The 26946-nt window shown below is 66.2% G+C and carries 26 protein-coding genes; 7 read left to right on the top strand and 19 right to left on the bottom strand.

Annotated features, from left to right (window positions below):
* Positions 1-14: 14 nt before the first annotated feature.
* The 8 genes from ACFQ9R_RS21990 to ACFQ9R_RS21955 are packed head-to-tail and all read right to left on the bottom strand — an operon-like array spanning position 15 to position 8559.
* Positions 15-1289 (bottom strand): MCE family protein, encoded by a 1275-nt coding sequence (locus ACFQ9R_RS21990; RefSeq protein ID WP_378992875.1) that lies wholly within the window; start codon positions 1287-1289, stop codon positions 15-17.
* Positions 1286-2368: an MCE family protein gene (locus ACFQ9R_RS21985; RefSeq protein WP_378992874.1), complete on the bottom strand. Its 1083-nt coding sequence runs from the start codon at positions 2366-2368 to the stop codon at positions 1286-1288. Before ACFQ9R_RS21985 ends, ACFQ9R_RS21990 begins: the two co-directional genes overlap by 4 nt.
* The gene (locus tag ACFQ9R_RS21980) at positions 2365-3459 is read right to left on the bottom strand and encodes an MCE family protein (RefSeq protein ID WP_378992873.1); all 1095 of its coding nucleotides are present in this window, start codon (positions 3457-3459) and stop codon (positions 2365-2367) included. The genes ACFQ9R_RS21985 and ACFQ9R_RS21980 overlap by 4 nt, the downstream gene beginning before the upstream one ends.
* Entirely contained in the window at positions 3459-4523 is a 1065-nt protein-coding gene (locus ACFQ9R_RS21975; RefSeq protein WP_378992871.1) for an MCE family protein, read from the bottom strand. Before ACFQ9R_RS21975 ends, ACFQ9R_RS21980 begins: the two co-directional genes overlap by 1 nt.
* A complete protein-coding gene (locus ACFQ9R_RS21970) occupies positions 4523-5548 on the bottom strand; it encodes an MCE family protein (RefSeq protein WP_378992870.1) in 1026 nt (341 codons plus the stop codon). Before ACFQ9R_RS21970 ends, ACFQ9R_RS21975 begins: the two co-directional genes overlap by 1 nt.
* 1 nt (position 5549) lies before the next feature.
* Complete coding sequence (locus ACFQ9R_RS21965) at positions 5550-6890, bottom strand: MlaD family protein (protein WP_378992869.1); 1341 nt, start codon at positions 6888-6890, stop codon at positions 5550-5552.
* Between the two features lie 9 nt (positions 6891-6899).
* On the bottom strand, positions 6900-7763 hold the full coding sequence (locus ACFQ9R_RS21960; RefSeq protein ID WP_378992868.1) for an ABC transporter permease: 864 nt from the start codon (positions 7761-7763) through the stop codon (positions 6900-6902).
* Position 7764: 1 nt separating this feature from the next.
* Positions 7765-8559, bottom strand: coding sequence for an MlaE family ABC transporter permease (locus tag ACFQ9R_RS21955; protein WP_378993009.1), 795 nt, complete (start codon positions 8557-8559; stop codon positions 7765-7767).
* Between the two features lie 299 nt (positions 8560-8858).
* On the opposite strand from ACFQ9R_RS21955, the gene ACFQ9R_RS21950 reads away from it, so the two are divergent.
* Positions 8859-9611: a TetR/AcrR family transcriptional regulator gene (locus tag ACFQ9R_RS21950; protein ID WP_378992866.1), complete on the top strand. Its 753-nt coding sequence runs from the start codon at positions 8859-8861 to the stop codon at positions 9609-9611.
* A gap of 6 nt (positions 9612-9617) precedes the next feature.
* On the opposite strand, the gene ACFQ9R_RS21945 is transcribed toward ACFQ9R_RS21950, so the two are convergent.
* The 7 genes from ACFQ9R_RS21945 to ACFQ9R_RS21915 form a co-directional block, all read right to left on the bottom strand.
* The gene (locus ACFQ9R_RS21945) at positions 9618-9833 is read right to left on the bottom strand and encodes a hypothetical protein (protein ID WP_378992864.1); all 216 of its coding nucleotides are present in this window, start codon (positions 9831-9833) and stop codon (positions 9618-9620) included.
* 13 nt (positions 9834-9846) lie between these two features.
* Positions 9847-10929 carry an oxygenase MpaB family protein gene (locus tag ACFQ9R_RS21940; protein WP_378992862.1) on the bottom strand — a complete coding sequence of 361 codons (1083 nt, stop codon included), beginning with the start codon at positions 10927-10929 and terminating at the stop codon, positions 9847-9849.
* Between the two features lie 477 nt (positions 10930-11406).
* A complete protein-coding gene (locus ACFQ9R_RS21935; RefSeq protein ID WP_378992861.1) occupies positions 11407-11937 on the bottom strand; it encodes a carboxymuconolactone decarboxylase family protein in 531 nt (176 codons plus the stop codon).
* Entirely contained in the window at positions 11934-12440 is a 507-nt protein-coding gene (locus ACFQ9R_RS21930; RefSeq protein WP_378992860.1) for a VOC family protein, read from the bottom strand. Before ACFQ9R_RS21930 ends, ACFQ9R_RS21935 begins: the two co-directional genes overlap by 4 nt.
* An 87-nt stretch (positions 12441-12527) precedes the next feature.
* A complete protein-coding gene (locus tag ACFQ9R_RS21925) occupies positions 12528-13322 on the bottom strand; it encodes an MBL fold metallo-hydrolase (RefSeq protein WP_378992859.1) in 795 nt (264 codons plus the stop codon).
* Positions 13319-14911, bottom strand: coding sequence for a zinc-binding dehydrogenase (locus ACFQ9R_RS21920; protein ID WP_378992858.1), 1593 nt, complete (start codon positions 14909-14911; stop codon positions 13319-13321). The genes ACFQ9R_RS21925 and ACFQ9R_RS21920 overlap by 4 nt, the downstream gene beginning before the upstream one ends.
* A gap of 49 nt (positions 14912-14960) precedes the next feature.
* The gene (locus ACFQ9R_RS21915; protein ID WP_378992856.1) at positions 14961-16061 is read right to left on the bottom strand and encodes a hypothetical protein; all 1101 of its coding nucleotides are present in this window, start codon (positions 16059-16061) and stop codon (positions 14961-14963) included.
* Between the two features lie 86 nt (positions 16062-16147).
* Between ACFQ9R_RS21915 and ACFQ9R_RS21910 the strand changes: the two genes are divergently transcribed.
* From ACFQ9R_RS21910 to ACFQ9R_RS21900, 3 genes are all read left to right on the top strand, one after another.
* Entirely contained in the window at positions 16148-16852 is a 705-nt protein-coding gene (locus ACFQ9R_RS21910) for a TetR/AcrR family transcriptional regulator (RefSeq protein ID WP_378992854.1), read from the top strand.
* Positions 16853-17017: 165 nt separating this feature from the next.
* Positions 17018-18016: an alpha/beta hydrolase gene (locus ACFQ9R_RS21905; protein ID WP_378992852.1), complete on the top strand. Its 999-nt coding sequence runs from the start codon at positions 17018-17020 to the stop codon at positions 18014-18016.
* 344 nt (positions 18017-18360) lie between these two features.
* Positions 18361-19248 carry a class I SAM-dependent methyltransferase gene (locus ACFQ9R_RS21900; protein ID WP_378992851.1) on the top strand — a complete coding sequence of 296 codons (888 nt, stop codon included), beginning with the start codon at positions 18361-18363 and terminating at the stop codon, positions 19246-19248.
* 12 nt (positions 19249-19260) lie between these two features.
* On the opposite strand, the gene ACFQ9R_RS21895 is transcribed toward ACFQ9R_RS21900, so the two are convergent.
* From ACFQ9R_RS21895 to ACFQ9R_RS21885, 3 genes are all read right to left on the bottom strand, one after another.
* Complete coding sequence (locus ACFQ9R_RS21895) at positions 19261-19701, bottom strand: hypothetical protein (RefSeq protein WP_378992850.1); 441 nt, start codon at positions 19699-19701, stop codon at positions 19261-19263.
* Between the two features lie 341 nt (positions 19702-20042).
* Positions 20043-21323: a lipase family protein gene (locus ACFQ9R_RS21890; RefSeq protein WP_378992849.1), complete on the bottom strand. Its 1281-nt coding sequence runs from the start codon at positions 21321-21323 to the stop codon at positions 20043-20045.
* 572 nt (positions 21324-21895) lie between these two features.
* Positions 21896-23551 (bottom strand): FAD-binding dehydrogenase, encoded by a 1656-nt coding sequence (locus ACFQ9R_RS21885; protein WP_378992847.1) that lies wholly within the window; start codon positions 23549-23551, stop codon positions 21896-21898.
* A 178-nt stretch (positions 23552-23729) separates the two neighbouring features.
* Here ACFQ9R_RS21885 and ACFQ9R_RS21880 point away from each other — a divergent pair, with 178 nt between their 5' ends.
* On the top strand, positions 23730-25067 hold the full coding sequence (locus tag ACFQ9R_RS21880) for a M20/M25/M40 family metallo-hydrolase (RefSeq protein WP_378992846.1): 1338 nt from the start codon (positions 23730-23732) through the stop codon (positions 25065-25067).
* Between the two features lie 43 nt (positions 25068-25110).
* Here ACFQ9R_RS21880 and ACFQ9R_RS21875 read toward each other — a convergent pair whose 3' ends face one another.
* Positions 25111-25827, bottom strand: coding sequence for a TetR/AcrR family transcriptional regulator (locus ACFQ9R_RS21875; protein ID WP_378993007.1), 717 nt, complete (start codon positions 25825-25827; stop codon positions 25111-25113).
* Between the two features lie 266 nt (positions 25828-26093).
* Between ACFQ9R_RS21875 and ACFQ9R_RS21870 the strand changes: the two genes are divergently transcribed.
* The gene (locus ACFQ9R_RS21870) at positions 26094-26336 is read left to right on the top strand and encodes a CsbD family protein (protein WP_378992843.1); all 243 of its coding nucleotides are present in this window, start codon (positions 26094-26096) and stop codon (positions 26334-26336) included.
* Positions 26337-26446: 110 nt separating this feature from the next.
* The gene (locus ACFQ9R_RS21865) at positions 26447-26887 is read left to right on the top strand and encodes a hypothetical protein (RefSeq protein WP_378992842.1); all 441 of its coding nucleotides are present in this window, start codon (positions 26447-26449) and stop codon (positions 26885-26887) included.
* The last annotated feature ends 59 nt before the right edge of the window (positions 26888-26946 follow it).

Raw genomic sequence — 26946 nt, 5'->3', positions numbered from 1 at the left:
CGGTAGCAGGGGAATCAACGGCCGGGCAGCGGCACGGATCGCTCGTCGCCGGTGCTGCCCGGCGGCGGTCCGGCGGTGTTGTCGGGCGTATCGGGTCGTGGCGCGTTCGCCGACCCGCGGACCTGCTGCGCGGGATCGCTGGTGATGCAGTAGTTGTAGAGCCGGACGCTGCCGTCGGAGACGGTGGCGGGCGAGACCGGGATGGTGTCGTACTCGCAGAACGGTCGCGGCCAGATGTCCACCATCGTGTGGAAGGCGTTGTCGTGCGCCGGAACTCCGAGCAGGGCTGTGCCCGATCGCAGAGCCGGGAACAGCGCCGTCAGCGCCGGTGTGCGCAGCCGGGCGGCCCGGGTGATGGCGCGCAGGTTGGTCACCAGGTTCGTGATCGGGTCGGTGGTCTCGGCGACCACGCCGCCGAGCGTCGCCAGCTGTCCTGGTCCGAGGTCGAGCAGGCGCCGCAGTTCCTGGTCGGCGGCGGCGAACTGCCCGAACAACACTCCCGACCCCTCGACGAGAGTGCGCAGGTCCGGCTGGGCGTGCGAGGTCGTCTCCGCGATGACGGACAGCTTCTCGACGAGATTGCGGGTTTGCGGAAGCAACTCCGTCATCCCCACCATGGCCTGACTGATCCCGCTGATCACGGTGCGCAGCTGGTTCGGCCCGCCGGCCAGCGCCTTGTCGAGTTCGGCGACGATGACGTTCAGGCGCTGCGGATTCAAGCCGCCGATGAAATCGGCTGTGTTGGTGAGGAACTCGTCGATGGTGACCGGCGTCGAGGTCCGGTCCAGCTCGACGACCGCGCCGTCGGCCAGATAGGGGGCGTCGTTGGAATCGGGCCGGATATCGAGGTACTGCTCCCCCGCCGCCGACAACCGGGCCACGACCACCGCGCCGCCCGCGGGAACGTGATAGCCGGCATCGATGTCGGCGACGGCGGTGACGCCGGTCTCGGACAGCTCCAAGGACCGCACCGTGCCCACGCGCACGCCGCGGAACGTGACATCGGAATGCTCGAGCAGCCCGCCGGACCCGGCCAGTTCCACTCGCACGGTGAAGGTGTCCCGCAGCGGATCGACCCGGACGACATCGACGAGCAGATAGCCGCCGCTGACCAGCAGCGTCGTGACCAGGCCCGCGGCCGCGATGCCGTTGACGTGCCGGTTCGCCCAGGCCGCCGCCCGGAGCAGCAATTCGGCAGCGACTTCGAGCGCCACCCCGGCGAACCAGATGCCGAAGGTGAGGACGAGCGCCACGGTGTAGCGGACACCGCCACGGGGGTATTCGTTCATCGCCCGCCACCCTGCAACCGGCCGAGGACCCGCGCGAGGACCTCGGCGAGACTGCCGACGAAGGCGCCGGGGTCCGATCCGTCGGGTAGCCTGCTCCCGTTCGGGTCGGTCAGGGCGCCGACGCTGAGGTAGGAGATCGTCGCCGCGACGGCGAGGCTGGTGCCCTGGGTGGTGGCCAGCAGCGACGGGTTCAGCGCGTGCAGCTGGTCGAGCGCGCCCGCCAGGTTGTCGCCCATCTGGGTGAAGCCGGTCATCAGAGCCTGCACGCTGTCGAAGAGCCCGACGAAGTCGGCGCTGCTGGTGGAGGTGAACTCGCCCAGCGCGCCGAGGGTGGTCGAGACCTCGGTGGTGAGCTCGGTGATCGCCCGGTTGTTCTCGGTGAGCACCGAGATCAGCGGCGGGAAGGTATCCGCGGCCTGGCCGAGCTCGGCCCTGCGCTGGTTGAGGGTGGCGCTGAGCGCGTCGAGACCGTGCAGAACGGCGTCGATCTGGCCGGTCCTTTCGTTGAGCGCGGTCAGGGTCGCGGTCAGTTCGGTGAGCAGATGCGAGAGCTGGGGCCCGCGTCCCGCGAACATCGAGTTCGACTCGCTGGTGATCCGGGCGACCTGGCTGAGCGCACCCCCGTTGAGCAGCATCGACAGCGACATCATCAGTTCCTCGACCGAGGCGCCCGCCGAGGTGTGGTCCTTGTCGATGACGTCTCCCTCGGCCAGCATCGGTGTGCCGGAACGGAGTTCGGGCAGCACGATGGCGACGTAGATGTCGCCCAGCGGTGTCGGCTGACGGAGTTCGGCCCGCGATCCGCGCGGCAGGCGCACGTCCGCGCGGATCTCGAGCTCGACCGTCGCCACGAAATCGGTGGTGTCGAGGCCGGTGACGACGCCGATGTCGGTGCCGCCGGTCTTCACGTGCGCGCGATCGGGCAGGTTCAGCGCGTTGTCGAACAGCGCCCGCACCGTGTAGGTGGGGCCGTCGAGACCGGGCTTGGGCAAGGGCATGGAGTCGACGGTCACCGTGCAGCCGGCGACCGAGCAGGCCGCCACCGCCAGCACCGCCGCACGCCACAGACGCCGGCTCATCGGGTCAGTCCCAGCAGCGCGGCGAACAGCCCGAAATCGGGGCCGAAGTCCTGCAGCCTGCCGGTTCGGCAGCCGTCGGCCCGTAGCTCGACCCGCTGGCAGAACAGCGAGAGCAGCTCATTGTCGAGCAGGCTCTTGTCCGTCAGCAGGTGAAGACGAACGGCCCGGGCTTCGGGGCTCACCGCGTTACCCAGGTTGCCGAGGAACAGCGGGGCGATGTCGACGATCTCGGTGAGTCCTCGCGCGTGGTCGCGCATCTGCGCGGTGATCGTGATCAGTCGCAGCAATGCGTCGGTCAGCGGTTGCTTGTTCTCCCCGACGACAGCGCTGGTGTTGGCGACGAAGTCGTTGATCTGGGTGAGCACCGCCTGCAGCCCCGGGGACTGCTCGCGCATCAGGGTGACCAGCTGAGTGAGCCGGGCGCTGAAGTCGCGGACCGTCGCGTCGTTGTCGGCGAGGATCTGGGTGACGTCGTTGAGCCGGACGATCGCGTTGGAGATCTGGTCCTTGTTGGCCAGGGTCACCTCGAAGGCGCCGGAGAGCGCGTCCAGGGTCTCCCTGATGCGGTCACCGTTGCCGTCGAGCAGCGGGAACAGCACCCGGCTCGCCATCGGACCGTCGGAGTTGTTGCCCGCCAGCGCCTTTCCGATGTCGTCGAAATTGCGGAGAATCCGGTCCAGCTCGACGGGTGTCCTGGTGCGGGCGAACGGAATGTGGCTGCCGTCGAGCAAGGTGGGGCCGCCGGTGTAGGCGGGGGTGAGTTCGATGTGGCGGTTGGTGATCATCTGCGGGGAGACCAGCGCCGCGATCACGTCGGCGGGCAGGTCGACCTCGGGATCGACCACCATGTGCACCTGCACGTACTCGCCCTTGGGGACCAGCTCGGTCACCCGGCCCACCGGCATCCCGAGAACGGACACTTCGTTGCCGACGTACAGGCCGGCGACATTCTCGAAATCCGCCGTGATCGTCTTCTCCGTGCCGAGCAGCCGGTCCGGCAGCGAGGTCAGGCTCTGTGGCAGCGCCGAGCAGCCCGACAACAGGACTGCGACAGCGGCCAGGACAGCCATCCGGACGAATGTCGTGCGCATCAGCGGCAACCTTCCACGGCCTGAACGGCACACAGCCAGTTGTCGGGGAACATCCATGGCAGATAGATCTCCCCGTAGGGGCCGTTTCCGAGAGTGTTGTTGAACTGCCGGAGCGTGACCGGCATGATCTGGAACAGGTTGTCCAGATTGGCTTTGTTGTTCTGCAGGCCCGTCGACATCGTGTTCAGATCGGCGATCAACGGTGCGAGCTGTCCCCCGTTGTCGATGCCCATCGCCTGCAGGTCCTTCGAGACCGCGGCGATACTGTCCAGGAGCTGGGTGACCAAGGATTGTCGTCGGGCGACCGCGTCACCGATGGCCTGACCACGGGTCAACAGCACGAGCACGGCGTTCTGGTTGTCGGACACCACGCTCGAGACCTTGTCGATATTGCGCAGCAGCTGCTCGACCTCGTCCCGGCGATCGCTGATGACCGCGGCCAGCGAACCCACCGAATCCAGTGCCGCCGCGGTCAATTGCGGCGAGTCCCCCATCTGCCGGGCGAGTGCGTCCAGCGAGGCCCGCAAGGCCACGGGGTCCATTCGTTCGAGGTGCTCGAAGGAGTGGGTGTATTTGCCGTCGTTGACGACCTTGGCCAGGTTGTACGGAACTTCGGTCCGGTCCAGGGGAATTCGGCGGCTTTCGGGGGCCGAGACCGCGCCGGGATCGAGCTCGACATGCATCCGGCCCAGGATCGTCGACATCTTGATCGCGGCCTTGGCGTCGTCGCCGATCCGGATGCCGTTGTCGATCGAGAGCGCGGCTTCGATCCGGTCGCCCGCCAGCCGCGTCGACTTCACCGTGCCCACTTCGATGCCCGCGATATCGACACTGTCGCCCTGGCGGAGCCCGGCGGTCTGGGCGAACTCGGCGTACACGGTCCGATTGCCCAGGTCGAACTGGGTGAGCGCGCTCGAACCGAACAGCAGGACCACCACCGCCGCACCCGCGCCGAGGCCGAGCCACCAGTGGCGATTGCCCGAATAGCTCGGTATCGCCTGCCACATTCGCTGCACGACGGACACCAGCGGTCGCAGGAGCTCGGGTGGTCGGGGGGAGTTCATTACCGGCATACCTCCGAATGGGAATTGCCACCGATCTGGTTGAACATCCCGGGCGGAAGCAGCACACCCCACAGCGAGACATCCAGACTGCAGACGTAGGAGTTGATGTAGGTGCCGTTGCCGCTGATCCGGGCGAGACCCGCCAGGACGAAAGGCAGTTCGGCGGCGGTGATGTCGAGTCGTGCGCCGTTGGAGATCAGCAGGCGCACACCTTCGTTCGCGGACTGTTGCGCCTGCGCGAGCCCGGGTCTGATCCGGGTGATGAGATCGGCCAGCTGCCTGGTCGACCCCGACGCCTGGTCGACCGCGGTCGCGAGCGTCGTGCCCTGCTCGTAGAGATCGACCGTCAGCGTGCGGGTCTGGGTGATCAGCGTTTCCAGCTCGCCACTGCGATGGGCCAGACCCTCCACCACGCCACCGAGATTGGTGATCACCTGGCCGAGGATCTCGTCGCGGTCGCGGAAGGTACTGGCGAGCTGCGCCGCCTGGGTGACCAGCGCGCTCAGCGACACTCCGTCACCTTGCAGCGCTTGAATCAGCGTGTGCGACAACGAGTTGATGTCGTCGGGCTCCAGGGTGGCGAACAGTGGTTCGAATCCCGCCAGCACCGTGGACACGTCGAAGGACGATTCGGTGCGCTCGTAGGGAATCGCCCCGTCCGGCGGCAGCCGGTCCCCGCCTCGGTCTCCGGCGGCCAGCGCGACATATCGCTGCCCGATCAGGTTCTGATAGCGGATCAGCGCCTTGGTCGTGGTGGTGAGCTGCTGGCGCGACTGCACACGCAGCACCACCGACGCGCGCCGATCCGCGCCGAGTTCGATGGAATCTACGCGGCCGACCCGGATTCCGGCCATCCGGACGTCGTCGCCCACGCGCAGCCCGAGGACATTGCCGAATGTCGCGGTATAGCGGACGGTGTCGCCGCTGACTCCGCGCTGCAAGGTCGAGAAGATGGTGTAGCTCGCGACCAGTGCCAGTCCGACGAACAGCGTCAGGATCAGCACGGCGGTGCGGGTTTTCATCATGTCAGTTCCCCCCTGGCGCTGGGTTGGAGTAGGTGAGCTGCACTGCACCGTCGGCCAGGACCGGCGTGAGCAGCACCAGCTGCGCGGCGTTCGGCGGTCGCCCGACGAGCGCCTCGATGGCCTCGACGCCCTGCAGGGACGCCGGCGCGGAGGCCGGGGCCGTCAGGCCGGGAATCGCCGGGAGCGTGGGGAGACCGGGAACGACGGCCGGCGGGCCTGCCGCTTCCAGCCGCCGCGGCAGCAGCTGGGTCGGAATATGTTGTTCCGGCGCGGTATACGGCACCGAGGGGCCGCCGCATCGCGGCCCGGCGAGGTTGCCGTAGCGGGGGCAGTCCGCGGCGGTGTACTGGGTGAAGGGCGTGAAGCTCACGTCGACGGCCCAGCGCATCTGCCGGTCGGGTCCCCAGTTGAAGACCGTCGCCAGCCTGCTCAGCGCGGTATTGAGGTTGGCGACCGCGGCGCCGATGGCGCCGGAGTCGGCGGCCAGCGCGCCGAAGGTCTCGTGCAGCCCGCCGACCAGTTCCGGGCCCGCCTCCGGATTGCGTTCGAACAGGGTGTTGGTGACCCCGACCGCGCCGCGGGCGGCGGTCAGCAGCGCGATCAGATTCGCCCGCTTCTCGGTGAGGGTGCGCGCCGCGGTCACCGACGCGACGAGAGTGTCGACCAGCTGCGGCGCCGACTCGTTGACCGCCGACGCCGCGGCGCCGAGGTCGCCGAGCAGGTCGCCGATCCCCGGCGTCGCCCTGACCTGTGTGGTCCAGGTGTCGAGTCGTTCGATGGTGGAGCCGGGCATCCGGTAGCTGGGGTCGAGCGCGTCGGCGAGCGTGCCCAGGACGGTGGCCAGCCGGATCGGGTCGATGGCGTCGAGGACGGTCCGCAGGGTGGTCAGGGTCGTCTGCAACTGGGCGCCCACCTCGCTGGTGTCCTGCGCGATGGTCGCTCCGTCGCGCAGCCGATCCGGCGAGGGTCCGTTGTCGATGAGTTCCACCGCCGTGACGCCGAAGATGTTGTTCGGCACCACCCGGGCGGTGACCGTGGCGGGAATGCGCTGGGCCATCGGCGGTTCGATGCGCAACAGCATGTTCTGGCGTTCACCTCTGGCGGCGATGTCGGTGCGGGCGACCTGGCCGACCAGCACGCCGCGGAAGGTGACGTCGGCGCGCGCGGGGACGCCGTCGCCGGTGCTGGTCATGGCTGCGGTCACCTCGACGGTGTCGAGGAACTTGCCGTTGTAGCGCAGTCCGAGCAGGTAGACGGTGGTGGCGATGAGCACGCCGATGAGCACGCCGAGCAGGCCGAGGCGCAGCGCGCTCGGGCCACGCCCGCTGGGGTCGATGATCATGATCGAGGCCTATCCCGTGATCCTGATGCCCGGGTCGATCCCCCAGATCGACAGGGAGAACAGGAGATTGATGAACACGACCGTGACGATGGTCATCCGGATCGCCCGGCCGGACGCGACTCCGACGCCTTCGGGTCCGCCCGCCGCGGTGTAGCCGTAGTAGCACTGGATGAAGGTCGCCACGGCGGCGAAGACGATGATCTTGAGGATCGAGTAGGCCACGTCCACCGGGTCGAGGAACTGGTGGAAGTAGTGGTCGTAGGTGCCCAGCGTCGTCCCGCCGAGAAAGGCCACGGTGAACCTCGTCGCGATGTAGGCGATGGCCAGGCCCGCGGTGTAGAGCGGCACGATGGCGACGACGGCCGCCAGCATGCGCGTGGTGATCAGGTAGGGCAGCGGCCGGATGGCGATCGACTCCAGGGCGTCGATCTCCTCGGAGATCCGCATCGAACCCAGCTGCGCGGTGAATCGGCACCCGGCCTGGGCGCCGAAAGCCAGGGTCGCCAGCAGCGGTGCCAACTCCCGCGTCGTGGCGAATCCGGAGATCGCGCCGGTGAGCGGGCTCATGGTGAGCAGGTTCAGCGCGGTGTGCGATTCCATGCCGACGGTGATTCCGCCGAACCCGCACAGGATGACCACGACGCCGATCACCCCGCCGCCGACGATCAAGGAGCCGTTGCCGAAGCTCACATCGGTGATCAGCCGCAGCAGCTCCTTCCGATAGTGCTTGAGCACGAACGGAATCGCGGCGATTGCTTGAAGGAACACCAGTCCTTGATGACCGAGGCGCACCGGAACGGTCGCGGGCGCTGCGGCGGCGGCGCGCAGCCGGCGCACCGGACGCAGCAGGGGTGGCACGTAACCCGAGGCCATCTCAGAGCACCTTCGACGGGAACACAGCGTTGTAGAGCTGCGTGAGGATGATGTTGGCCGCGAACAGGACGATCGCGGAGTTGACGACCGCCGAGTTCACCGCGTTGGCCACGCCCGCCGGTCCGCCGCGGGTGTGCAGCCCGGTGTCGCAGGCGATGATCGCCGCCAGCGCGCCGAAGACCGTGGCCTTGACCATGGCGACGACCAGATCGCCGGCCACCGCGAACGAGGCGAAGGTACCGATGTACGAGCCCGGCGTCCCATCCTGGATATAGACGTTGAACACATAGCCGGTCGCGAAGCCGACGAACACGACCAGCCCGCACAGCAAGGTGCTGACCACGACCGCCGCCGCGAGGCGGGGGGCGACCAGGCGACGGACCGGATCGACGCCCATCACGACCATGGCGTCGATCTCCTCCCGGATGGTGCGCGAACCGAGATCCGCGCAGATCGCCGACCCCACCGCGCCGGCGATCATCAGCGAGGTCACGAGCGGGGCGCCCTGACGGATGATTCCCAGTCCGTTGACCGCGCCGATGAAGGTGGTCGCCCCGACCTGGCTGACGAGCGAGCCGACCTGGATCGACACCACCACCGCGATGGGAATCGCGACCAGCAGGGTCGGTGTCGCCGACACACTGGCCATGAACGCGCATTGCTTGACGAATTCCGTGGTGGGAAACCGCCGGGTGAACAGGGCGCGGACCAGTTCGGCGAGTGCCCGGCCGGTCATCAGGACCTGGCGCCCGGCCGTCTCGACGGCGCGTTGCGGGTGTTCGCGCCAGTAGGTCAGCCCGAAGGCGACGACCTGATCACGGGCATCACCGCCTCCTGGCGGAGCTGTTGTCCCGGTATCGAATTCACCAGAAATCCTGGTCGACGGCTGCTGCACGATTGTTCACTCTCGCCGGTTGCTGATGGGTCGGACCGATTTGCTGCCGGCGCGGCTCCGAGGCACGAGCTCGGTGCGACGCCTGGATTCCCCGGAAGTTTTCTACGTTGCCGTAGTTATGAATTACTACGCTAAAGTAGATATGTGGACACTAACAGCGCCGCTCACGCGGCACCAGAGCTTTGGGGGATCATTTCCTGATGAGCATCGAAGAGGGCACCGACGGCGTCTGGCGGATCGCCCCGCCGCAACCTGCCCGGCCGCGGCGTCGCAACGGCCCGCGACTACCGCCGGAGGAACGCCGCGAGCAGCTGCTGGACGCGGCCCGCGAGGTCACCGGTCGTGACGGATTGGCCGAGCTCACGATGCAAGCGGTGGCCAAACAAGCCGGCGTCGCCAAACCTGTGCTGTATGCGATCTACCCCACCGCGCCCCAGTTGCTCGACGCGCTGTTGCGGCGCGAACACACCCGGGGAATCGCGCAGGTCCTCGAGGCATTACCAGCGGATTTCGACGATTCCGACCCGGACGTGGAGTACGAGGAAGCGGTCATCGCCTTCCTCACCGCGGTCCAGGACGATCCGGTTCGCTGGCGGTTGATCCTCATGCCCGCCGACGGAGCCCCTGCCTCTTATCGCGGACTGCTCGCCGATGCCAGGGAGAAGGTCATCGCGCGCTGCGCCCAACTGCTCGAGACGGGCATCGCGCGGCGCGGTGGCCCCAAGGACGTGGACGTCGAACTGGCCAGTCGCGTCATGCTCGGGTTCATCGAATCGCTCGGCAGGCTGGTCTTGTCGAATCCGGAACTCGCTTCTCCCCAAGCACTTCGACCCGCGGTGCGGGCACTGACTCGAACCTTGCCCAAGGACGACACGGGAACTCGGATCATCCCGTCCGGCGGATCGGTGGTCTCGGCCTGGCAGGCCGACAACACGGAGACACTTCCCGACTGACCGGCGTCAGCGTAGCTGGATATCGGAGATCACCAACGGCGGCCAGGCGATGATCTCACCGATCGCCGAGAACAGCTTGTCGAAGCCGTGCAGATCGTCGAGGTGCTCATGGTGGGCCCCCAGCCAGAACAGCCCGATCAGGAAGTACGGCACTCCGAAGGCGATGCCGAGGAAGATGAGCTGGCGAAGGCTGATCCGATAGCCCAGCAGTTCTTTGATCATCAGAACGCACCCCTCACGCGATCTCGCCGAGCACGGCCTGGGACTCGATCAGACCCTGGTCGTCCGGCGCTTCCCCGCGGCCGAAGACCCGGGCCCGCTGCTTGTCCCGCAGCGCTTGATGGGCGAGCGCGGGAATGTCGTAGCCGTAGAGCTCTTGCGCTTGCCGAGGGGTCATCGTGGTCGTGCTCGCGGGCGGAATCTTCAGCAGCACTGGACCCGCCACCGCCACCGTCATCGGCGAGATCAAGCGCAGCAGCTGAATTTGCAGGCGCGCGTTGAGACTCACCAGAGTGAAGGCAACGCTCATCGGCGTCGTGACGAGCGCGTCGAGCAGCCTGCCCTTCGGCAATCCGGCCATCTCCCGCATCCATCGCGGCATGGTGGCCAGGGTGCCCCGGCGCAGGAAGGCGTACACGATCTTGAACATCGGCCGGACCAGGAGCGGGATCTCCGGCATCATCACCTCCGCCTGCAGCAGGTGGCGCATCGCCTTGCGGGCGATGTCGGACCCGATCAGCTGCGGGCGCATCTGCTCGAAGTACTCGCTGATCCCGGCCCTGGTGCGCGGCACGTCCGCCGGGTCACAAGTCTGTAGTTCCGCCGCTCGCGCGCACTCCGCCCAGTACTGCAGTTCGTCGGCCTCGCTGAGCCGGCCGGGACCGTACTTCTCGTAGGCGACGAGGATGGAATGCCATGCCGTCAGGTGGATCCACAGCTGCGACTGCGGATTGTTCGCGTCGTAGGACTGCTTGGTGACGGGGTCGACGCCGATACCCTTGGAGTGGATCTTCACCAGAATGTCGGCCGCGTGCGCGGTCGACCGGCTGTCGGCGAACAGCACCATAGCGAAATATCGCAGCGTGCGGTCGTATCGGGTACGAGGACGGTCGTAGATCGCATGGGTGGCGTCCACCGAGGCCACCAGCGCCGGATCCAGCTCCTCGATCACCACCGCACGCTGGAAGCCGATCGTCAAACTGGTCGGGTAACTCCAGACTTGCCACGCGACCGACTCCGGACCGAAGAAGCCGTAGTCCTCCGCGGGCGTCAGTGGGGGAAGCGACAGCCACTCACGCAAGGAAGCAATTGTTGCCATTGCAGGGTTTCCAATCCATTTTCTACGACTACGTAGAAGTATTACTACGTGTGAGTAGGAATACTAGACCGCTCGCGAGCCCCGCGTCAACGGTTCACGGGGATTTCCCACTCATTGACCCAGACAGCTAAGGCGCGAGCGCACTGCCTAAACAGGCAGTTCCAGCCCTACTCTGCACAAGATGCCCCCGACTTCACGGCCAAATACCTTCCAAAGATCCGATCCGATCCAGACTGCCGCCAACTGACTGAGACAGCTACCCCCGTTTTCGGCATGGGGGGAGATCCTGCGCTGACGCGGGCACGCGGAGAGTTGTCACGATCGACGTCGCTGATTCTCACACTCAGCGAGCAGCCCTCCCGGGGCCTAGACTGATCTGTCACTGTGACAGCAGTCCCCGCCTTCACAGCGGCTCTGCGGCCGAATGCCCCGAACTCGATCGAGCTCGGGGCATCGTCATATCGGCCCTCGCCGCGCCTACGCTTCGCCCTCGGTGGTGACCTCGAAGGTGTTGAGGAAGTTGCAGACGAGTTGGTAGAACCCGACGGTGAGGACGAAATCGGCTAGTTCGGTGACGCTGAACAGTTCCAGCGCTTCGGTCCGAGCCACCGCGCCGAGCGTGTGCTGGTCGAGGATCGTATCCGTCCAGCGGAGCACGGCAGCTTCCTCGGATCGGAGCCCTTCGCCGCCGCCGGTGGCGGCAGCGGCGATCGCGTCCTCGCTGAGCCCGACCGCGCGCGCGAACTTCTCGTGGTGGTGCAGTTCGTAGGGCGCTGCGTAGACGTGGCCGACGCGCAAGATCGCCAGCTCGCGCAGCGGGAAAGGGACAGAGTTGGTTTGCAGCATGGCGTCTGCCATGGTCAGAAAGCTCAGGCCCATGCCGTGGGAGTGAGCGACCATACGATAGATGTTGGCCGTGTGGGTGGACAGCGCTTCTCGGAGCGCGTCGGGCAGGGCCGCGGGGTCGGGGAAGTTGATGGTCGTCATGGTGTTCTCTTCTGTGGTCATGCGAGCTTGTCGACTTCGCCGCGGATGGGCTCGCTGCCGTCCCAGGTCTGCGCGACTTCCCGGATGTAGCGGAAGAATTGGCCTTTGGGGCCGCTGATGTCGGAGATTTCGATGATGTGGCCGAAGGTCTTCTCGGTGTCGAAGTAGGCGAAGCGGCCGAGGTCACCGCCGATCGACCCTTCGTGGCCTACCTCGTAGCCCAGCGCCAGCGCCTTGTCGTAGAGCGCTTGGTAGTTGTCGGTCCAGTAGGCGATGTGCTGCAAGCCTTCGCGCCCGGAGTCGAGGAATTCCCGGTAGAGCGACGGCGCGTCGTTGCGTGGCTGGATCAGCTCGATCTGCACGTCACCCGAATTGGCCAGCGCCACGCTCATTTTCATCGGCGAATCGCTGCCGCGATAGGTGAAGTAGTCGGTCGCTACGTCGTGGACATAGAACCAGGGGCCTACGCCCTGTGCGATCCATCGGTGCATCTCTGCGTTGATGTCGCGTACGACATAGCCCATTTGGGTGACACTGCCGAAGATCCGGCTCATAGCGATCTCGCTTTCTGTTCGAAGGGTTCGCCGAGGCATGCGCCCGGCGAGCTGGATTCAGCGGCGTCCCAGTGCCCGATCGAGTAGGTACGGATCGTGGGCATTGATCAGGAGCAGGTCGGGGTCGGCGGCGGTCCACAGCTCGGCGAGACGTTCGTGGTTGGCCTTGACCCTGGTCCAGTCGGCGGCGATGACACGTTCCATCGCGGTGAGAGCCCTTGGCGCGGAACGGGACCCATCGAGCTGGCCGTGGTGATAGAAGGAATCGCCGACATGCAGAATCCAGCGATCACCGGCGTCGACCGCCACCGCCGCGTGACCCCGGCTGTGGCCGGGGAGATTGATCAGCACGATCCCGGGTGAGATGCCGGTGAGCTCTTCCGCACCGGCGAACCCGCGCCATGACTCCCCCGCGGCCGGTGTGTACTCGACGAGGACCGGGTGGTGGGAGCGCTGTGCGGGGAGGTAGCGGCCGCGTTCGATCAGCGTGCGCGGATGCCGGGAAGCGAAGGCCTCTGCCGCGGTGAGGTGCACCCGGGCCCAAGGGAAGTCGGCTAAACCGCCGGCATGGTCGGCGTCGAAGTGGGTGAGCACGATGTGGCGCACATCGTGGGGATCGAAGCCGAGCCTCTGGATCTGCGTGATCGCGGCCTCGGCCGGGTCGAAGACGGGTCGGACGTACCAGCGGCCCGCACCGAACCTCGGCCCCGGAGAACGGGAGTCCTGTAACCCCAGGCCCGCATCCACGAGCACGAGCCCTCGCGGTGTTTCCACCAGCAGCACGTGACAGACCAGCCCGCCGGGAGTCGCGGGTGGGTGCATGGTTCCGCAGTTGAGGTGATGGACCTTCATCCGCCCAGTGCTGCCTTCATCTCGTCCATCGCCGCGGGATCGCCGCTGAGCAAGGCCGGATCGATGACCTGGATCGGGTGGGTGCCGTCCCAGTTCGCCGCCGCGACCTTGATCAGGTCGAAGACGAACTTCTTCGATCCGCTCAGATCCGAGATCTCGACGACGGTGCCGGGATGATGTTCGGTCTCCAGGTAGGCGAATCGACCTGTCGGACCGCCGATTTCGCCTTCCTGTCCGACAGTGAACCCGGCGGCCAGCGCTCGGTCGTAGAGTTCCTGATAGTTCTCCGCCCAGTAGGCGATGTGCTGCACGCCTTCGTGGCCGGCGTCGAGAAAGTCCTTGTACATCGACGGTTCCGCGTTCACGGGCTGAATGAGCTCGAGCTGGATGTCGCCGCTGTTGGCGACCGCGACATCCATCACCATGCCCGACGGCTCACCGCGATAGGTGAAGTTCCCCGGCCGCAGGCCGCGCAGATGAAACCAGGGCCCGATTCCGCTGTCGATGAATCCGCGCAGGGACGACTCGAGATCACGGACGACATAACCGATCTGGCGAATGGTGCCGAACATGTTGGCCCGCGGTGACGGTGCCGGAGCGGGCCCGGTATGCGCGTCGGCGAAGGACAAGATGACCTTGCCGACCGCCGAATTCCGCCGGAGCCGCTCGGCCGCGTGCTCGGCTTGTTCGGGGGCGAAAACGGCGTCCACGCGTGGGCTGATCGTTCCCGCGGCGACCGCGGGAAGAACCTGCGAGGTCAGCGCGGCGACTACCTCGGCCAGCTCGGCACGGGTGCGGATGCTGAAGGTAGTGCCGAGCAGTCGCTGGCGACGGAAAGCGATCGTGTCCAGATCGAGGGTGGTCGTGGCGCCGGCAAGTCGGCCGATACTGACGATGGCGCCGCCGATCGCGGTGGCAGCGGGCAGCTGCGCGAAGAGTTCACCGCCGACATGGTCGAGGGTGATATCGACGCCGTTGCCGTTCGTCGCGGATGCCACCGCTGCCGCGAGATCCTCACCGGTGGTATCGACAGCGAGGTCTGCGCCCGCGGCGGTGAGTGCGTCTCGCTTGTCCGCGCTGGTGGTGGTCGCGATGACGGTGCTCGCGCCGAGTGCTTTGGCGAGTTGAATGCCGACCAGCCCGATCGAGCTGGTCCCACCGACGATCAGCACGCTGTTGCCCGCGACGAAACCCGCCTGGCTGACCAGCGCGTCGTGTTCGGTGATCAGCCCGATCGGCAAGGACGCGGCCTCCTCGAAGCTCAGCCCCTCAGGGATGGGCACGAGTAACCGTGGATCACACAGCGCGTAGTCGGCGAAGCCGCCGATCGTGATCCCCATGACCCGAGTCCCCGCGCACAGATGTGGTGCGAGCGGACTCGACGTCTCCACAATGCCCGCTACTTCCATGCCCGCGGTGAATTCACCCGGCTGCTGGGAGTTGGCAGAGTAGTTACCTTCCAGGGCGTAGAGGTCGGCGCGGTTCAGCCCGGCGGCCATCACCTGAATGCGGACCGCACCGAGTTGGTGCGGAGTATCGATATCGCGCAGCTGCCAGTGGGGTCCGGCGCCGCCGATGAGTGCACGCATGTGCGGGATTCCTTTCACAGCATTGTGGAATGGCTGGTTGGCCCTGAGGTCACCGGTGCGTGATCGCACCGTGGGTGAATGTCGGTGAGGTACCAGGATTGGTCCACGCCGCTGTCAGCTCGCTCGACGGGAAGAACTGCACGAAGCGGGAATCACGTTGGCTTCGATCGGCCAGCGTCTTCTCCAAGATGATCGAGTTGTATTGATCGACAGTGGTTTCGATGGTGTTGGCATTGAGCACGATCTCCTGTCCCCACTCCCGCGCCCAACGCGCGATCCCGGGCATCCGGGAGAACTCCGGGGTGAGGCATTCCGCAGCGATGACGTTCTCACTGCTGACCCAGACCCCGGTGGAGGTCTGGAGCACCAAGCTCTGGTTGCCGAAGACGTGGCCGGGGGTTTTCACCACCGCGACGCCGGGACCGAGCACCACCGACCCGTCGATGGGCAGGAACGACTCCGGCGACACATCGCGGTAGGCCCCGGGCTGATACCACGGGCGCTGCATCGGGTGCAGATCCGCCATCGCGGCCAGTTCGTCACGCTGCACGATGACCTTCGCGCGCGGGAAAACGGGTTTCGGTTGCTCGCCGAGGTCGGCCTGGTGCGTGGTGGTGCCGATCCAGCGGCGCAGGTCCTGGGTATGCAGGTGGTCGAACATCAGATAATCGACCTCGGCCGGATCGATTCCGAGGCGGGACAGGTGCTCGACCACAGTGCCGTGTTCGGTCACCATCCGTTTCGACACCATGGCGGGGGTCCGTTCGGCGAGCTTGTCGAAGTACGGCGTGTAGCGGCCGAGTTCGACATCGCTGGGCTCGAAGAGCAGCACCCGTGGCGTCCCGTCGCTCGCACGCCACCTGATGACCAACATCCGGTTGGTGATCGCGAGGAACGGCGCTATCGCGCGGGACGCGCGGAACAAGCCGAACCGTGTCGGATACGGCAGGGTGACCAGGTCACAGGTCGTGACGCTGTCGGGAGTGCCGGTTCCGAGGAACTCTTGCCTGAACGCCACCGCCTGGGCCCGGATCGCGGTGAGCCGGGCACCCGGACCACCAGAGATCGCCGAGAGGTCGGTCAGGCTGTCGACCCGCACACCAACACTCGCCAGATCCAGCACATCGCCTTGATGCCAGGGCATCCGCATCGATTTCACCTCACGTCATTAATTCCACGGTGTGGGATTAATGGCAGATTAAACCCACACCGTGGAAATATGCAAGAGTGGGTTTAATGAACGCCATGACCGACGCGACAACAGGCCTGCGGCAACCCCGACGAGGCCGTCCGCCGAAGACTCAGGCCCAGCTTTCACGCACCGCGATCCGCGAGGCCGCGCTCTCGGTCATCGACGCCGAGGGCACAGACGCCGTCAGCATGCGGTCGGTCAGCCGGGTCCTGGGGGTCGACGCCAAAAGCCTCTACCACTACGTCGAGGACAAAGGCGATCTGCTCGACGCTGTCGCCGAGCATGTACTCGAACAACTACGCCCGCCGGAATCGACCGACTCGATCGAGCGCGATATTCGCGCGTGGGCCAACGAATTCCGCCGAATCACCCTCGCCCACCCCCAGGCCGCGACGCTGGTGCTGACCCGCCAACTCTCCTCGACAGTCGGCCTTGCCCCCGTCGAAGGAATCCTTACCGTGCTACGACGCACGGGCCGCAGCCCCGAGGAGGCGGTCCATCTCATGCGCACGCTGCTGGCAACGCTCATCGGAACCTTGCTGCGCGAGGCCGCAGCCGGACCGACGTTCGGGTCGGAAGACCCCACCCAAATCGCCGAGCGTCAGTCCACGCTCGAAGGATCGGGGCTGCCGCAGATCGGACTCGCCGCACCGTTTCTCGCCCGATTCGACCGCGATCGCGAGTTCGACTTCACAGTCGACCTGATCGTCCGGCTCGCCACCACCCCGATATCACCGGCAAGCCCTTGAGCCGCACCGACACCGCCGATCGGCCGGAAGACGTGGGTGATGCGCATCGCATTCGACGTCGCCGAGAACACGACGAAGCAGCGGAACCTGTTCTACCGTAACAAGATTCGAGTTTTCACCGGTTAGCCTTGTGGCCCGGCAACCGACCGTGGCCGGGAGGACCTGATGACAGCGTCACCAACTCGACTCCGCACCCTGCACCGCCGACTACTCGGCTCGGTCACCACACTCGGCATCGTCGCCGCACTCACCGCACCCGGTGTCGCCTCCGCGGCCACCGCGACAGTGGATCATCGCATCACCCGCAGCGACCGCTGGGAGCAGCTCTACGTCTTCTCCCCCGCCATGGGCCGCGTCGTCGGACTCGACATCCTGCACCCCACCGGCACCGCCCCACGCCCGACGCTGTACCTGCTCGACGGCACCGGCGCCGACAACAACCAAACTCAGAGCACCTGGACCCTACGCACCGACGCCACCCGCTTCTTCGCCGACAAGAACATCAACGTGGTCATGCCGATCGGCGGCGGCGGCACCTTCTACACCGATTGGCTCGACGACGACACCGTCCTCGGACACAACCGCTGGGAAACCTTCCTCACCCACGAACTACCACCACTGATCGACCGAGAACTGAAAGGCAACGGCAACAACGCAGTCGCGGGACTGTCGATGGGCGGCCACGCGGCAGCCACCCTGGCCTTCCGCAACCCCGGACTCTACCGAGCCGTCGGCGTCTACAGCGGCTGCCTGCTCACCTCAGGCGTCGGACAACCGATGGTGCGCGCCACCGTCCACAACCGAGGTGGCAACCCCGACAACATGTGGGGCGGATCGCTGGACCCGGGATGGGCAGCCCACGACCCGACCGAACACCTCGACGCACTCCGCGATACCACCGTCTACATGTCGGTCGGCAGCGGCACCCCAGGCCCCGCCGACGTCGACTTCGACCCCAGCTTCTCCTACCCCATCGACCTGTTCGGCGCGATCAGCCTCGAAGAAGGCGCACTCAACTGCACCCGCACCGTCGAAAAGACCATGCGCACCGCCGGCCTCACACCGACCGTGCGCTACACCCTGTTCGGCACCCACGCATGGCCCTACTGGCAAGACGCACTCCACAGTTCCTGGCCGACCCTACGCACCGGATTAGGTCTGTAACCACCTGGGACCACCCGACCAGCGCTGCCGGGCTGGACCGGGTGGTGAGCCGGAAGTCGTTGTCACGGACGGGGTGTTGAGCATCCGCTTCGTTGGCAGTCGGTCCGAACTGCGTCTGCCTGATCTGCGTCTGCCTGATCTGCGTCTGCCTGATCTGCGTCTGGATGGTCCCGAGAAACGAATCTCGGACTGAACTTCGCGGCGGTCGGCCTCGGTGTGGAGGTCGGCCGCTGCGTCTTTGTCCGGCAGTTGGATCCAGTGCACGCAGCGGATCAGTAGAACTGTCACGGATGGCGTGAGTGAGTTCATAGAGCGTGTGCCGCATTCGCAAGTAGGTTCTGAACATGGACAACGACGGACCCAGCCGGACAGCGCTCATCACCGCCTACGCCCGCGCCTATCACCAGGTCGTTGACCGACCGCTGATCTTCACCGATCCTCTGGCGGCACGTCTGCTCGGCGTCACCGCCGAGGAACTGGCCGAATTGGGCACGCCCACAACCGATCACCTCGGTGACGGGGCCAGCGATCGGCCCCGTCGGCTGTTCTTCGCCGCACGCGCACGCTTCGCCGAGGACGTCGTGGCCGCGGCCGTCGCCGCGGGTGTGCGGCAGGTCGTTGTCCTCGGCGCAGGCCTGGACACGTTCGCCTATCGCAATCCGTTTCCGGACTTGCGTGTCTTCGAGGTCGACCACCCCGCCACCCAAGCGTGGAAACGCGAACGTCTGACCGCCGCCGGAATCGACCGCCCTGAGACATTGGCCTTTGTGCCGGTCGATTTCGAAACACAAACGCTGGCAGCAGGATTGGCATCCACCGGATTCACACGGACGGAACCGGCCGTCTTCGTGTGGCTCGGCGTCGTCTTCTATCTGACTCCCGACGCCGCCCACACCACTCTCGAATACATCGCCGGTCAGAGCCAGCCGGTCGAGGTCGTCTTCGACTACCTACAGCCCGCGAACACCGACGAAGACAGTGCGCACCAGCAGGCACGTGCTGATCGACTGGCCGACGTCGGCGAACCCGTGTACAGCTACTTCACGCCCGACGATATTGCCGCCCAGCTGCGAGCCCTCGGCTTCACCAGCCTCGAAGACCACTCCGCCCCCGACCTGGTCACTCACTACCTCGGCGGATCCGCAAGTTTCGGAAGCGAACCGCCCCACGCCCTGCGCGCCATCCGCATGCTGCGCGCGAGCCGCTCAGGCTCGCCCGCCGGGAACTGGTAGCCGCATCGCTGGTCATTCTCCTGACAGCACCGCGCGATCCACCCGGCGCATGGTGGCGTCGTAGGCAGCTCCGGCCATGTCCGGACGGTCCGGGTCGGGCAACCAGGTGCCGGTGATCGTGGCACCGTCGGAGCTGATGGTGCCGGTGTAGGTCATACCCAGACCGGCATGGACGAGGGTGTCTCCTCGACGGCTCCACCGGTAGCTCAGCGGAGCAGCGGAACCGGAATAGACATGCGCGGCGAAGTCCGAGGTGGTTTCCTCCGCCCAGATCAATTCGAGGCTGTGGATCTGCGTGTCACCGATCAGCATGGTGCCGTCGAGCTGCAGGAGCCCGCCATCGAGGATGCGGGTCGCGGTGAGAACCCCGGCGATGTCGTCGTGGTCCGACGTGTGGGTGCGCCCGGTCAGTTCCCAGGAGCCGAGCAGAACATCGAGATCGTTGATCGTCATGTGGTTCCTCGCTCGAGTAGTTGTCCGGCCCTCACCAGGCCATCTCCTACCTAGGTCGAACGGGAGCCGTGCAAATCGACACTCTTACCCGCCACAAGAGGATCCGACCGAGTCCCGTCGCGGTGTGCGCGGCAGCGCCTGGATGACGCTGCCGGCCGAGATGGGACGCTGGGGCAGGGCGCAGCGATCGCGGCCTGTCAGCGACCCGCTGAGACCGCCCCGTCCGAAAAAGTCAGATTCATTCCCCGCATCCTCACCTGACCGCATCGCAGCCACCGGAGTTGCTAGTGGGGCGATGCGGCCGACCGGCGTGGGCTCGAGGTCGATGGAGATCGGCGCGGCTAGGGCAGCGCCGCGCAGTTCACCGGAGCGGGCACGCCGGCGAGGCGATCGACCATCCAGGGCTGCGAACTCGTCAGCGACGGGAAGAAGCCCAGATCGTGGGTGCCCAAGACGCCCGACATCGCGGGCACCGTGTCGTCCGCATCCAGCAGTACCGCCGCACCACCACCACACCATCGCGCGACCAGATCACGCGCGGCGGGGTACGCGGCCTTGTCGTCGTACCTGGCCGAGTAGACGCGCACCGGCGCCGCGGGAGCGGACCCGCCGAGCCGCTGCTCGTCGAACGCCTTCTTCAACTCGGGGGAACCGTCGATCACGGCCGTGAGCGGCCGTCCGCTGGTCGTCCACCGCGCCGTGTCCTGGGGCTGGACGAAAGTCTCGGAGAGACCGCCCCCACACGTGCCGATGGAGTCGTGCAGGATCGCCTTACCGGTGTCGTTGAGCTCGGCGTCGAGTACCGGGCGTGTGTCGGGGTAGTCGGCGGCGATTCCGTTGAGCACCCACGCGATCGCAGGCGCGACGCCGGGGTTACCGTCGCTGCGCACGATGAAATCCTGCGGCCCCACCACCGGCCCGCCCACGTGCACCCCGCGCACGTTGAGTTCGGGTGCGTACTCGGCCTGCAGTTCGCCGGCGGCAGCGGAGGCCATCCCGCCCTGGGAGTAGCCGTAGATGATGACCGGTGAATCCGGGCCGAGCCCCGAACCGGGCAGCCGCAGCGTGGCGCGCGCGGAATCCAGCACCGCGTACGCCTGCGTCCTGCGGTTCAGGAAGTCGTGCACTCCCGGTACCCCGAAGTCGTGATAATCGGTCATCACCACCGGCATCCCGCTCGCCAGGATTTGATAGATCGCGATGATGTCGTATTCGAACACCACGTCGGCAGGCGGCTGGTACCGGATCACCTGCCCCAGCATCGCCGACGGCGAGCAGTCGGCACTTTGCCCCTGTGCGCCGCCCGCGTAGGCCACCAGTGGTCGCGGGCCCGGGCCGGTCCAGGGCTGAGTCGGCTCCAGATAGGTGCCGACCACCGTCTTCGGCGCGCCGTGGGTGTCGTTGCTGGTGTAGACGAGGCGGGTGGATCGTGCCGGTATCGGCCCGCCCGGGCCGGGAATCGTGACCGCCGTCGCCGAACCATCGGCACGGACGATGTCACCCCCCGCCACCTTCAACTGCGGCGGCTGGGCCCCTACCGTCGGTGTGGCCACGACCCCGGCGGCAACGACCACCAGGGTTCCCGTGAGTGCTGCAATCCACGCGCGTTTTCCGCTCTTCATACCGATCCTTCGTGCGAGGTGATCCGTCCAGGGCAGCTATCGAACCGAACAGCACAATCGCCACGGATGGAGCGCAACACCGCTTGTCAGCGGATCGTGAGCAGAAGAGCGTGATGTTCGACCCGACAGATCTAAATCGAAACTGCGGGCATCTCCGTCGAGCACAGAACACGGCACGGACATCACGGTGCCGGGGCCACAGCTTATGTCATGAGGTCGACACCGGTGCACAGACTCCTGCTTCGGCGTGACAACTTCGTGATCAGGCGGCTTCCGCGCGTTCCCGGTCCGGTGTGAACCCCCTGCGGAACAACCGTTTCGCACACTGCGCTGCCAGCCACCTCGACTCAAGGTTCTGTCCACTGTCGGTCGGCGGCCAGCAGTTTCGGGTCTCCGCTGTCTGCCGCGACGGGAAGACTTTTCGGCTGCGACGTACCTCAACCGCCTACCGGTCCGAGTTGATTCGCCCTGCTGAGCTGGGCGGATCGTGGCGTCAGCGGACCCGGTGAGAAGCCCTGCAATTGCCGACAGCTCCAACTCGCCTCGGCGCATTCTTGCCGCGCCAGGAGGCCTCACAGCCGACCAGCGACCGCCCGGCCCGCGGCACGCCCGGAGAAGATGCATCCGCCCAGGAAGGTGCCCTCCAACGCGCGATACCCGTGCACTCCCCCACCGCCGAACCCCGCGACCTCACCAGCGGCGTACAGGCCCTCGACCACCGCTGCGTCCGGCCCCAGCACTCGCGACGAGAGGTCTGTCTCCAAGCCGCCCAGCGTCTTTCGGGTGAGCAGATGCAACCGGACGGCGATCAGCGGGCCTGCCTTGGGATCGAGCAGCTTGTGTGGTGCGGCCACTCGCGTGATTCTGTCGGGCAGGTAGGCACGCGCGGCACGGATCGCCGCGATCTGCAGGTCCTTGTTGAACGCGTTGCCGAACTCGCGATCCCGCGAGGTCACCTCACGCTTCACACTCGCCACATCGAGCACGTTGTCGCCTGCCAGCTCATTCATCCGACGCACCAGGTCGTCCAGGGTGTCCTCGACCACGAAATCGGCACCTCTGCGTTTGAACGCCTCGACCGGACCCGGCGCCCCCTTCTTCACCCGTTCCAGCAACAACCTGATGTTGCGGCCGGTCAGGTCAGGGTTCTGTTCCTGGCCGGACAGCGCGAACTCCTTCTCGATGATCTTCTGGTCCAGGACCAGCCAGGTGTAGTCGAATCCGGTCCGGTTGATGTGCTGCATCGTGCCGAGCGTGTCGAAGCCGGGGAACAGCGGTGGGGGGAGCCGCTTTCCGGTCGCGTCCAGCCACAGCGATGACGGTCCCGGACCGATGCGGATGCCATGGTTGGGCCACACCGGGTCGTAGTTGATGATGCCCTCGGTGTAGTGCCACATCCGGTCCCGGTTGATCACGCTCGCGCCCGCGGACTCCGAGATCGCCAGCATCCGACCGTCCACATGGGCGGGAACGCCGGCCAGCATGTGCTCGGGCACGCGGCCCATGCGCGTGGGCCAATTCTGCCGGATCAGCTCGCGGTTGTGCCCGATACCGCCGGAGGTGACGATCACGGCCTGCGCGCTGAACTCGAACTCGCCCACCGCTTTCCGCGACGACTCGACGCCTCGCGCCGCGTCCGAGGGCTCGAGGACGGTGCCACGCACACCGCTGACCGTGCCGCCGGTGACGACGAGTTCGTCGACCTGGTGTCGAAACCGGTATTCCACCAACCCCTGGTCGACGCCGGCCCGAACGCGAGACTCGACGATCTCGACGATCCGTGGCCCGGTTCCCCAGGTGATGTGGAAACGGGGCACCGAGTTGCCCGGCCCGTACGCGCCGTAGCCACCCCGTTCCGCCCAGGCAACGACCGGAAACGCCTTCCAGCCGCGCTCGGCCAACCAACCGCGCATTTCACCGGCGGCGAATTCGACAAAGGCTTGCGCCCATGCGCGTGGCCATTTGTCCTCGCGCTCGCGGTCGAATCCGGCATTGCCTATCCAGTCCTGGATCGCAAGGTCATATGAGTCTTTGATGCCGACCCTGCGCTGCTCCGGACTGTTCACCAGGAACAGTCCGCCGAATGACCAGAATGCTTGGCCGCCCACATTGTTGATGTTCTCCTGCTCGACGACGAGCACCCGTTTGCCGGCGTCGACCAACTCAGCCGTGGCGACCAATCCGGCGAGTCCGGCTCCGACGACGATGACGTCAGCAGATTCGGTCATCTATTTACGGTAGCTCCGCCTCCCGAACCAAGGGAAGAGGTCCACCCCACGCACCGCCAGAACCCGGCGATATCGCCGTCGGTAGCCGCGGAACAGCGGTTGTGCACAATGTCGAGGTATAGGCTCGGAGCCGGGATAGACACACAGAGGGTGCATATTCTCGGGAGAGGACATCGGTATGCCGGAAGGCACCATCGACATCGACCGCGCGGTAATGCGGTTCGCCACCTTGCTACAGATCCCGACGGTCACCACCCAGGACGAGAAGGACACCGACTGGGCCCAATTCGTGACATTCCGCGAGACACTCGACACCCTGTACCCACTGATTGCCACAAAATTGCGCAAGCAGATCTTCGCCGACCACACGCTGGTCTACCACTGGGACACCGGGTCCACCGCGGACCCGATCGTGCTCATGGCGCACCAAGACGTCGTCTCCCCCGGCGATCCGGACGGTTGGACGCACCCGCCGTTCGCGGGCACCGTCGCGAACGGCGCGATCTGGGGCCGCGGCGCCATCGACGACAAAGGCCCGCTTGTCTGCATCTGCGAAGCCGTCGAAGACCTTCTCGCCCAGGCGTTCACACCCGATCGCGACGTCTATCTGCTGTTCGGGCACAACGAGGAAGTCGCCGGCGACGGCGTCCCCACCGTGGTGGAGTACTTCCGCCAACAGCAGATCGTGCCCGGCCTGGTCATCGACGAGGGCGGCGGCGTGGCGGGGGACCTGTTCCCGATCAAGGAGAAGATCGCCGCGGTCGGCACTGCCGAAAAAGGCATGCTCGACCTCCAACTGTCCGCGGTAGACCCCGGCGGCCACGCCTCCATGCCCGGTAAGCATCCGGCGACCACCCGCATCGCACGTGCCCTGGTAAAGCTGGACAACTTCACCTTTCCGCCCCAGCTCACGCCGCCGATCAGGGAGATGCTCGCCATCATCGGCGCACACTCCGGTGGCCCACTCGGCGCGGTGCTCGCACGAGCCGACAGGCTGCAGTGGCTGACCACCACCTTCATGACCCGTTCCGGTGCGCTGATGAACGCGATGATCCGCACCACCGCGGTGCCCACGGTGCTCGAAGGCAGCAAGGGCACCAATGTCATGGCCGAATCAGCGCGCGCGGTACTGAATATCCGCATCCTCACCGGGGAAACCGTCGCCGGAACCGTCGAACGCGTCCGCAAGCTGATCAACGACCCCGAAGTCCGGCTCGATATTCTCAATTCCTCCGAACCGACCCCGATCTCTCCCACCGAAGGTCCCGCGTTCGAACGGGTCGAACTGGCTGTAGCCGAAACATTTCCCGGCACGGTGACATCACCGTTTCTCGTTGTCGGCGCCAGCGACGCGCGCCACCTCGCCAAGATCAGCGACTATGTCTACCGCTTCTACCCTTTCGAGCTCGACGCCGAAGCACGGGGCCTCATCCACGCCACCGACGAGCGTCTCACCGTCGACGCGCTCGAACAGGGGATCCGCTTCTACGAGGCTGTCCTGCGCCGGAGCCACTGATTCATACCGATCGGACCGCGGCTACGGCATGTCGAACCACCACTCACGGGCGTTGTCGAGCGCGGCGCATCCCTTCGAGCCGATCGAGCAATGCCTCGAGAGATTCTTCGAATTCATCGGCCGAGCGGTTGGTTGCCAGGTGGCTCTGCAGGCGATAGACGTGGGGGTAGTCGGCCAGCTCCGATGATTCGTGCTGTCCGGGCTCGGCGGTGGTGATCGGGCTCAGCTCGACCCCCCTGGTTGCTACCTCGAGGAGGAGGTGGCCGAGCAGGAACGTCGCGAAAGACCGATAGATTTGGACTGCCTGACGATCGTCGAAGCCATAGTGGAGCATGGTTTCGAGGAAGGATTCCATCCAGTTCAGACTGCGCAGCGGCGGGCACAACCAGGGCGCCTGCGGTGGGCTAGAGGCCATCAACGGGAAGACCTCGGGGTGCTCGATCGCGACGCGGCGCACGCCGTGCGCGAGGCGCTGCAGATACCCCTGCCAGCTGCCGCCCTCTTCGTCGGGCTCCATCAGGTTCTGCTCGTAGAGCTGGTCGACGAGGTGATCGACCACACCGGCCAGCAGGTCGTCACGCCCGGAAACGTAGCGGTACAGGGCCATGGCTTCGACGCCCAGCCACGAGCCCAGACGGCGCATCGTGAGATGCCCCAGGCCTTCCTGGTCGATCAGCGCAATCGCTGATTCCAGGATCAGGACCCGGTCCAGGCGCGGGGCGCGTCGAGCGTCCCCGTCCCGTGAACCGTTGTCGCGCAGCTCGGCGCCCGAGTCGATCGTGTCCTCGCTCAGGGCAGAGCTCCTGTCAAAATCTTCCGGCTCTGGTACTCCACCACGCCGCCATAACCCCAGGGTACCGGGATGTTCCGGCCGTTTTCAACGCACCCCGCCCTGCAGATTTCGACACAGTGGTTTACAAGGTAAACGGATATATGTTTATCTTGTAAACGGCAGTCGTGAGCTGCCGTGCCCCGGGTTGCGCTCGCGTCACACGGGGAAACGTTGGGCCGATCGAAGGGACAGACGTGTCTGAGAACGACAGTGGAGTAGGGGCCGGAGTCAAGGGCGTTGTCGAGGGTGTGAAGGGCAAAGCCAAGGAAGTCGCGGGTGCCGTGGTGGGCGACGACTCCTTGCTGCGCGAAGGCCGTGCACAGCAGGACAAGGCCGAGTCACAGCGCGAGGTCGCGGAGAAGGAAGCCGAAGCCGAGAAGGCACGGCTGGAGGCATCGGCCAACGAAGCACGTCAGCGCGCCGCCGAGCAGGACTGACAGCTCGCGTATTCGGGCCCGGCCGGTGGACCGGCCGGGCCCGTCGGCTCAGCGATATGGGCGGGCCGTGATGACACGGGCCGTTCGGTTCGGAAATAGGGAGTGACGTGATGGAAAAGCCTGCGATGCTGCGGATGGACAGTGCCGCGCGAACGACACCGGGCTACTCCGACCGGCAATGGGCGGTGCGTGAGGCGGTGCTGAAATGGGCGCACAACGAAGATGTCCTCGACAACCCGGTGCCGGTCCTCGGCGCCTTCGTCGTCGGGGCGTCGGTCTGTTGGCCGGGAGAATCGCTGACCGAGGACGAGGTAGTTCGCGCGTCGCTGTGGTTGACGAGGATGGGGCTGTTCAACTCCATCGATCGCGACCCGGCATTCGGTCACCGCGCAACCATCTACCGCCCTCGGATCACCGCCGAAGGAATCCGCGTCGCGCGCGGCCCCGATGGAGTTCGCGGCGTTTCCTGGCCAGGCGTCATCATTCGCCCGCCCCGTCGGCCGATGCCGCCGCCGCGCGATCTCACTCCTCCCCCGCAGCCCACCGGGTAGACGTCAGCTGCCGCGCGCATCAGTTCGCCACGTGCTGACAGGATTTTGACCTGCGACCA

It is taken from the genome of Nocardia sp. NPDC056541 (assembly GCF_042794235.1).
Lineage (GTDB): Bacteria > Actinomycetota > Actinomycetes > Mycobacteriales > Mycobacteriaceae > Nocardia.
This window is presented reverse-complemented; position numbering and strand designations above follow the sequence as displayed.

Coding starts and splice junctions, on each gene's coding strand:
- ACFQ9R_RS21970 (WP_378992870.1), bottom strand. CDS start 5,548: ATGATGAAAACCCGCACCGCCGTGCTGATCCTGACGCTGTTCGTCGGA.
- ACFQ9R_RS21990 (WP_378992875.1), bottom strand. CDS start 1,289: ATGAACGAATACCCCCGTGGCGGTGTCCGCTACACCGTGGCGCTCGTC.
- ACFQ9R_RS21910 (WP_378992854.1), top strand. CDS start 16,148: ATGAACGCCATGACCGACGCGACAACAGGCCTGCGGCAACCCCGACGA.
- ACFQ9R_RS21895 (WP_378992850.1), bottom strand. CDS start 19,701: ATGACGATCAACGATCTCGATGTTCTGCTCGGCTCCTGGGAACTGACC.
- ACFQ9R_RS21985 (WP_378992874.1), bottom strand. CDS start 2,368: ATGAGCCGGCGTCTGTGGCGTGCGGCGGTGCTGGCGGTGGCGGCCTGC.
- ACFQ9R_RS21965 (WP_378992869.1), bottom strand. CDS start 6,890: ATGATCATCGACCCCAGCGGGCGTGGCCCGAGCGCGCTGCGCCTCGGC.
- ACFQ9R_RS21915 (WP_378992856.1), bottom strand. CDS start 16,061: ATGCGGATGCCCTGGCATCAAGGCGATGTGCTGGATCTGGCGAGTGTT.
- ACFQ9R_RS21945 (WP_378992864.1), bottom strand. CDS start 9,833: ATGATCAAAGAACTGCTGGGCTATCGGATCAGCCTTCGCCAGCTCATC.
- ACFQ9R_RS21885 (WP_378992847.1), bottom strand. CDS start 23,551: ATGACCGAATCTGCTGACGTCATCGTCGTCGGAGCCGGACTCGCCGGA.
- ACFQ9R_RS21980 (WP_378992873.1), bottom strand. CDS start 3,459: ATGCGCACGACATTCGTCCGGATGGCTGTCCTGGCCGCTGTCGCAGTC.
- ACFQ9R_RS21900 (WP_378992851.1), top strand. CDS start 18,361: ATGGACAACGACGGACCCAGCCGGACAGCGCTCATCACCGCCTACGCC.
- ACFQ9R_RS21920 (WP_378992858.1), bottom strand. CDS start 14,911: ATGCGTGCACTCATCGGCGGCGCCGGACCCCACTGGCAGCTGCGCGAT.
- ACFQ9R_RS21975 (WP_378992871.1), bottom strand. CDS start 4,523: ATGAACTCCCCCCGACCACCCGAGCTCCTGCGACCGCTGGTGTCCGTC.
- ACFQ9R_RS21905 (WP_378992852.1), top strand. CDS start 17,018: ATGACAGCGTCACCAACTCGACTCCGCACCCTGCACCGCCGACTACTC.
- ACFQ9R_RS21890 (WP_378992849.1), bottom strand. CDS start 21,323: ATGAAGAGCGGAAAACGCGCGTGGATTGCAGCACTCACGGGAACCCTG.
- ACFQ9R_RS21925 (WP_378992859.1), bottom strand. CDS start 13,322: ATGAAGGTCCATCACCTCAACTGCGGAACCATGCACCCACCCGCGACT.
- ACFQ9R_RS21930 (WP_378992860.1), bottom strand. CDS start 12,440: ATGGGCTATGTCGTACGCGACATCAACGCAGAGATGCACCGATGGATC.
- ACFQ9R_RS21935 (WP_378992861.1), bottom strand. CDS start 11,937: ATGACCACAGAAGAGAACACCATGACGACCATCAACTTCCCCGACCCC.
- ACFQ9R_RS21880 (WP_378992846.1), top strand. CDS start 23,730: ATGCCGGAAGGCACCATCGACATCGACCGCGCGGTAATGCGGTTCGCC.
- ACFQ9R_RS21940 (WP_378992862.1), bottom strand. CDS start 10,929: ATGGCAACAATTGCTTCCTTGCGTGAGTGGCTGTCGCTTCCCCCACTG.
- ACFQ9R_RS21960 (WP_378992868.1), bottom strand. CDS start 7,763: ATGGCCTCGGGTTACGTGCCACCCCTGCTGCGTCCGGTGCGCCGGCTG.
- ACFQ9R_RS21950 (WP_378992866.1), top strand. CDS start 8,859: ATGAGCATCGAAGAGGGCACCGACGGCGTCTGGCGGATCGCCCCGCCG.
- ACFQ9R_RS21865 (WP_378992842.1), top strand. CDS start 26,447: ATGGAAAAGCCTGCGATGCTGCGGATGGACAGTGCCGCGCGAACGACA.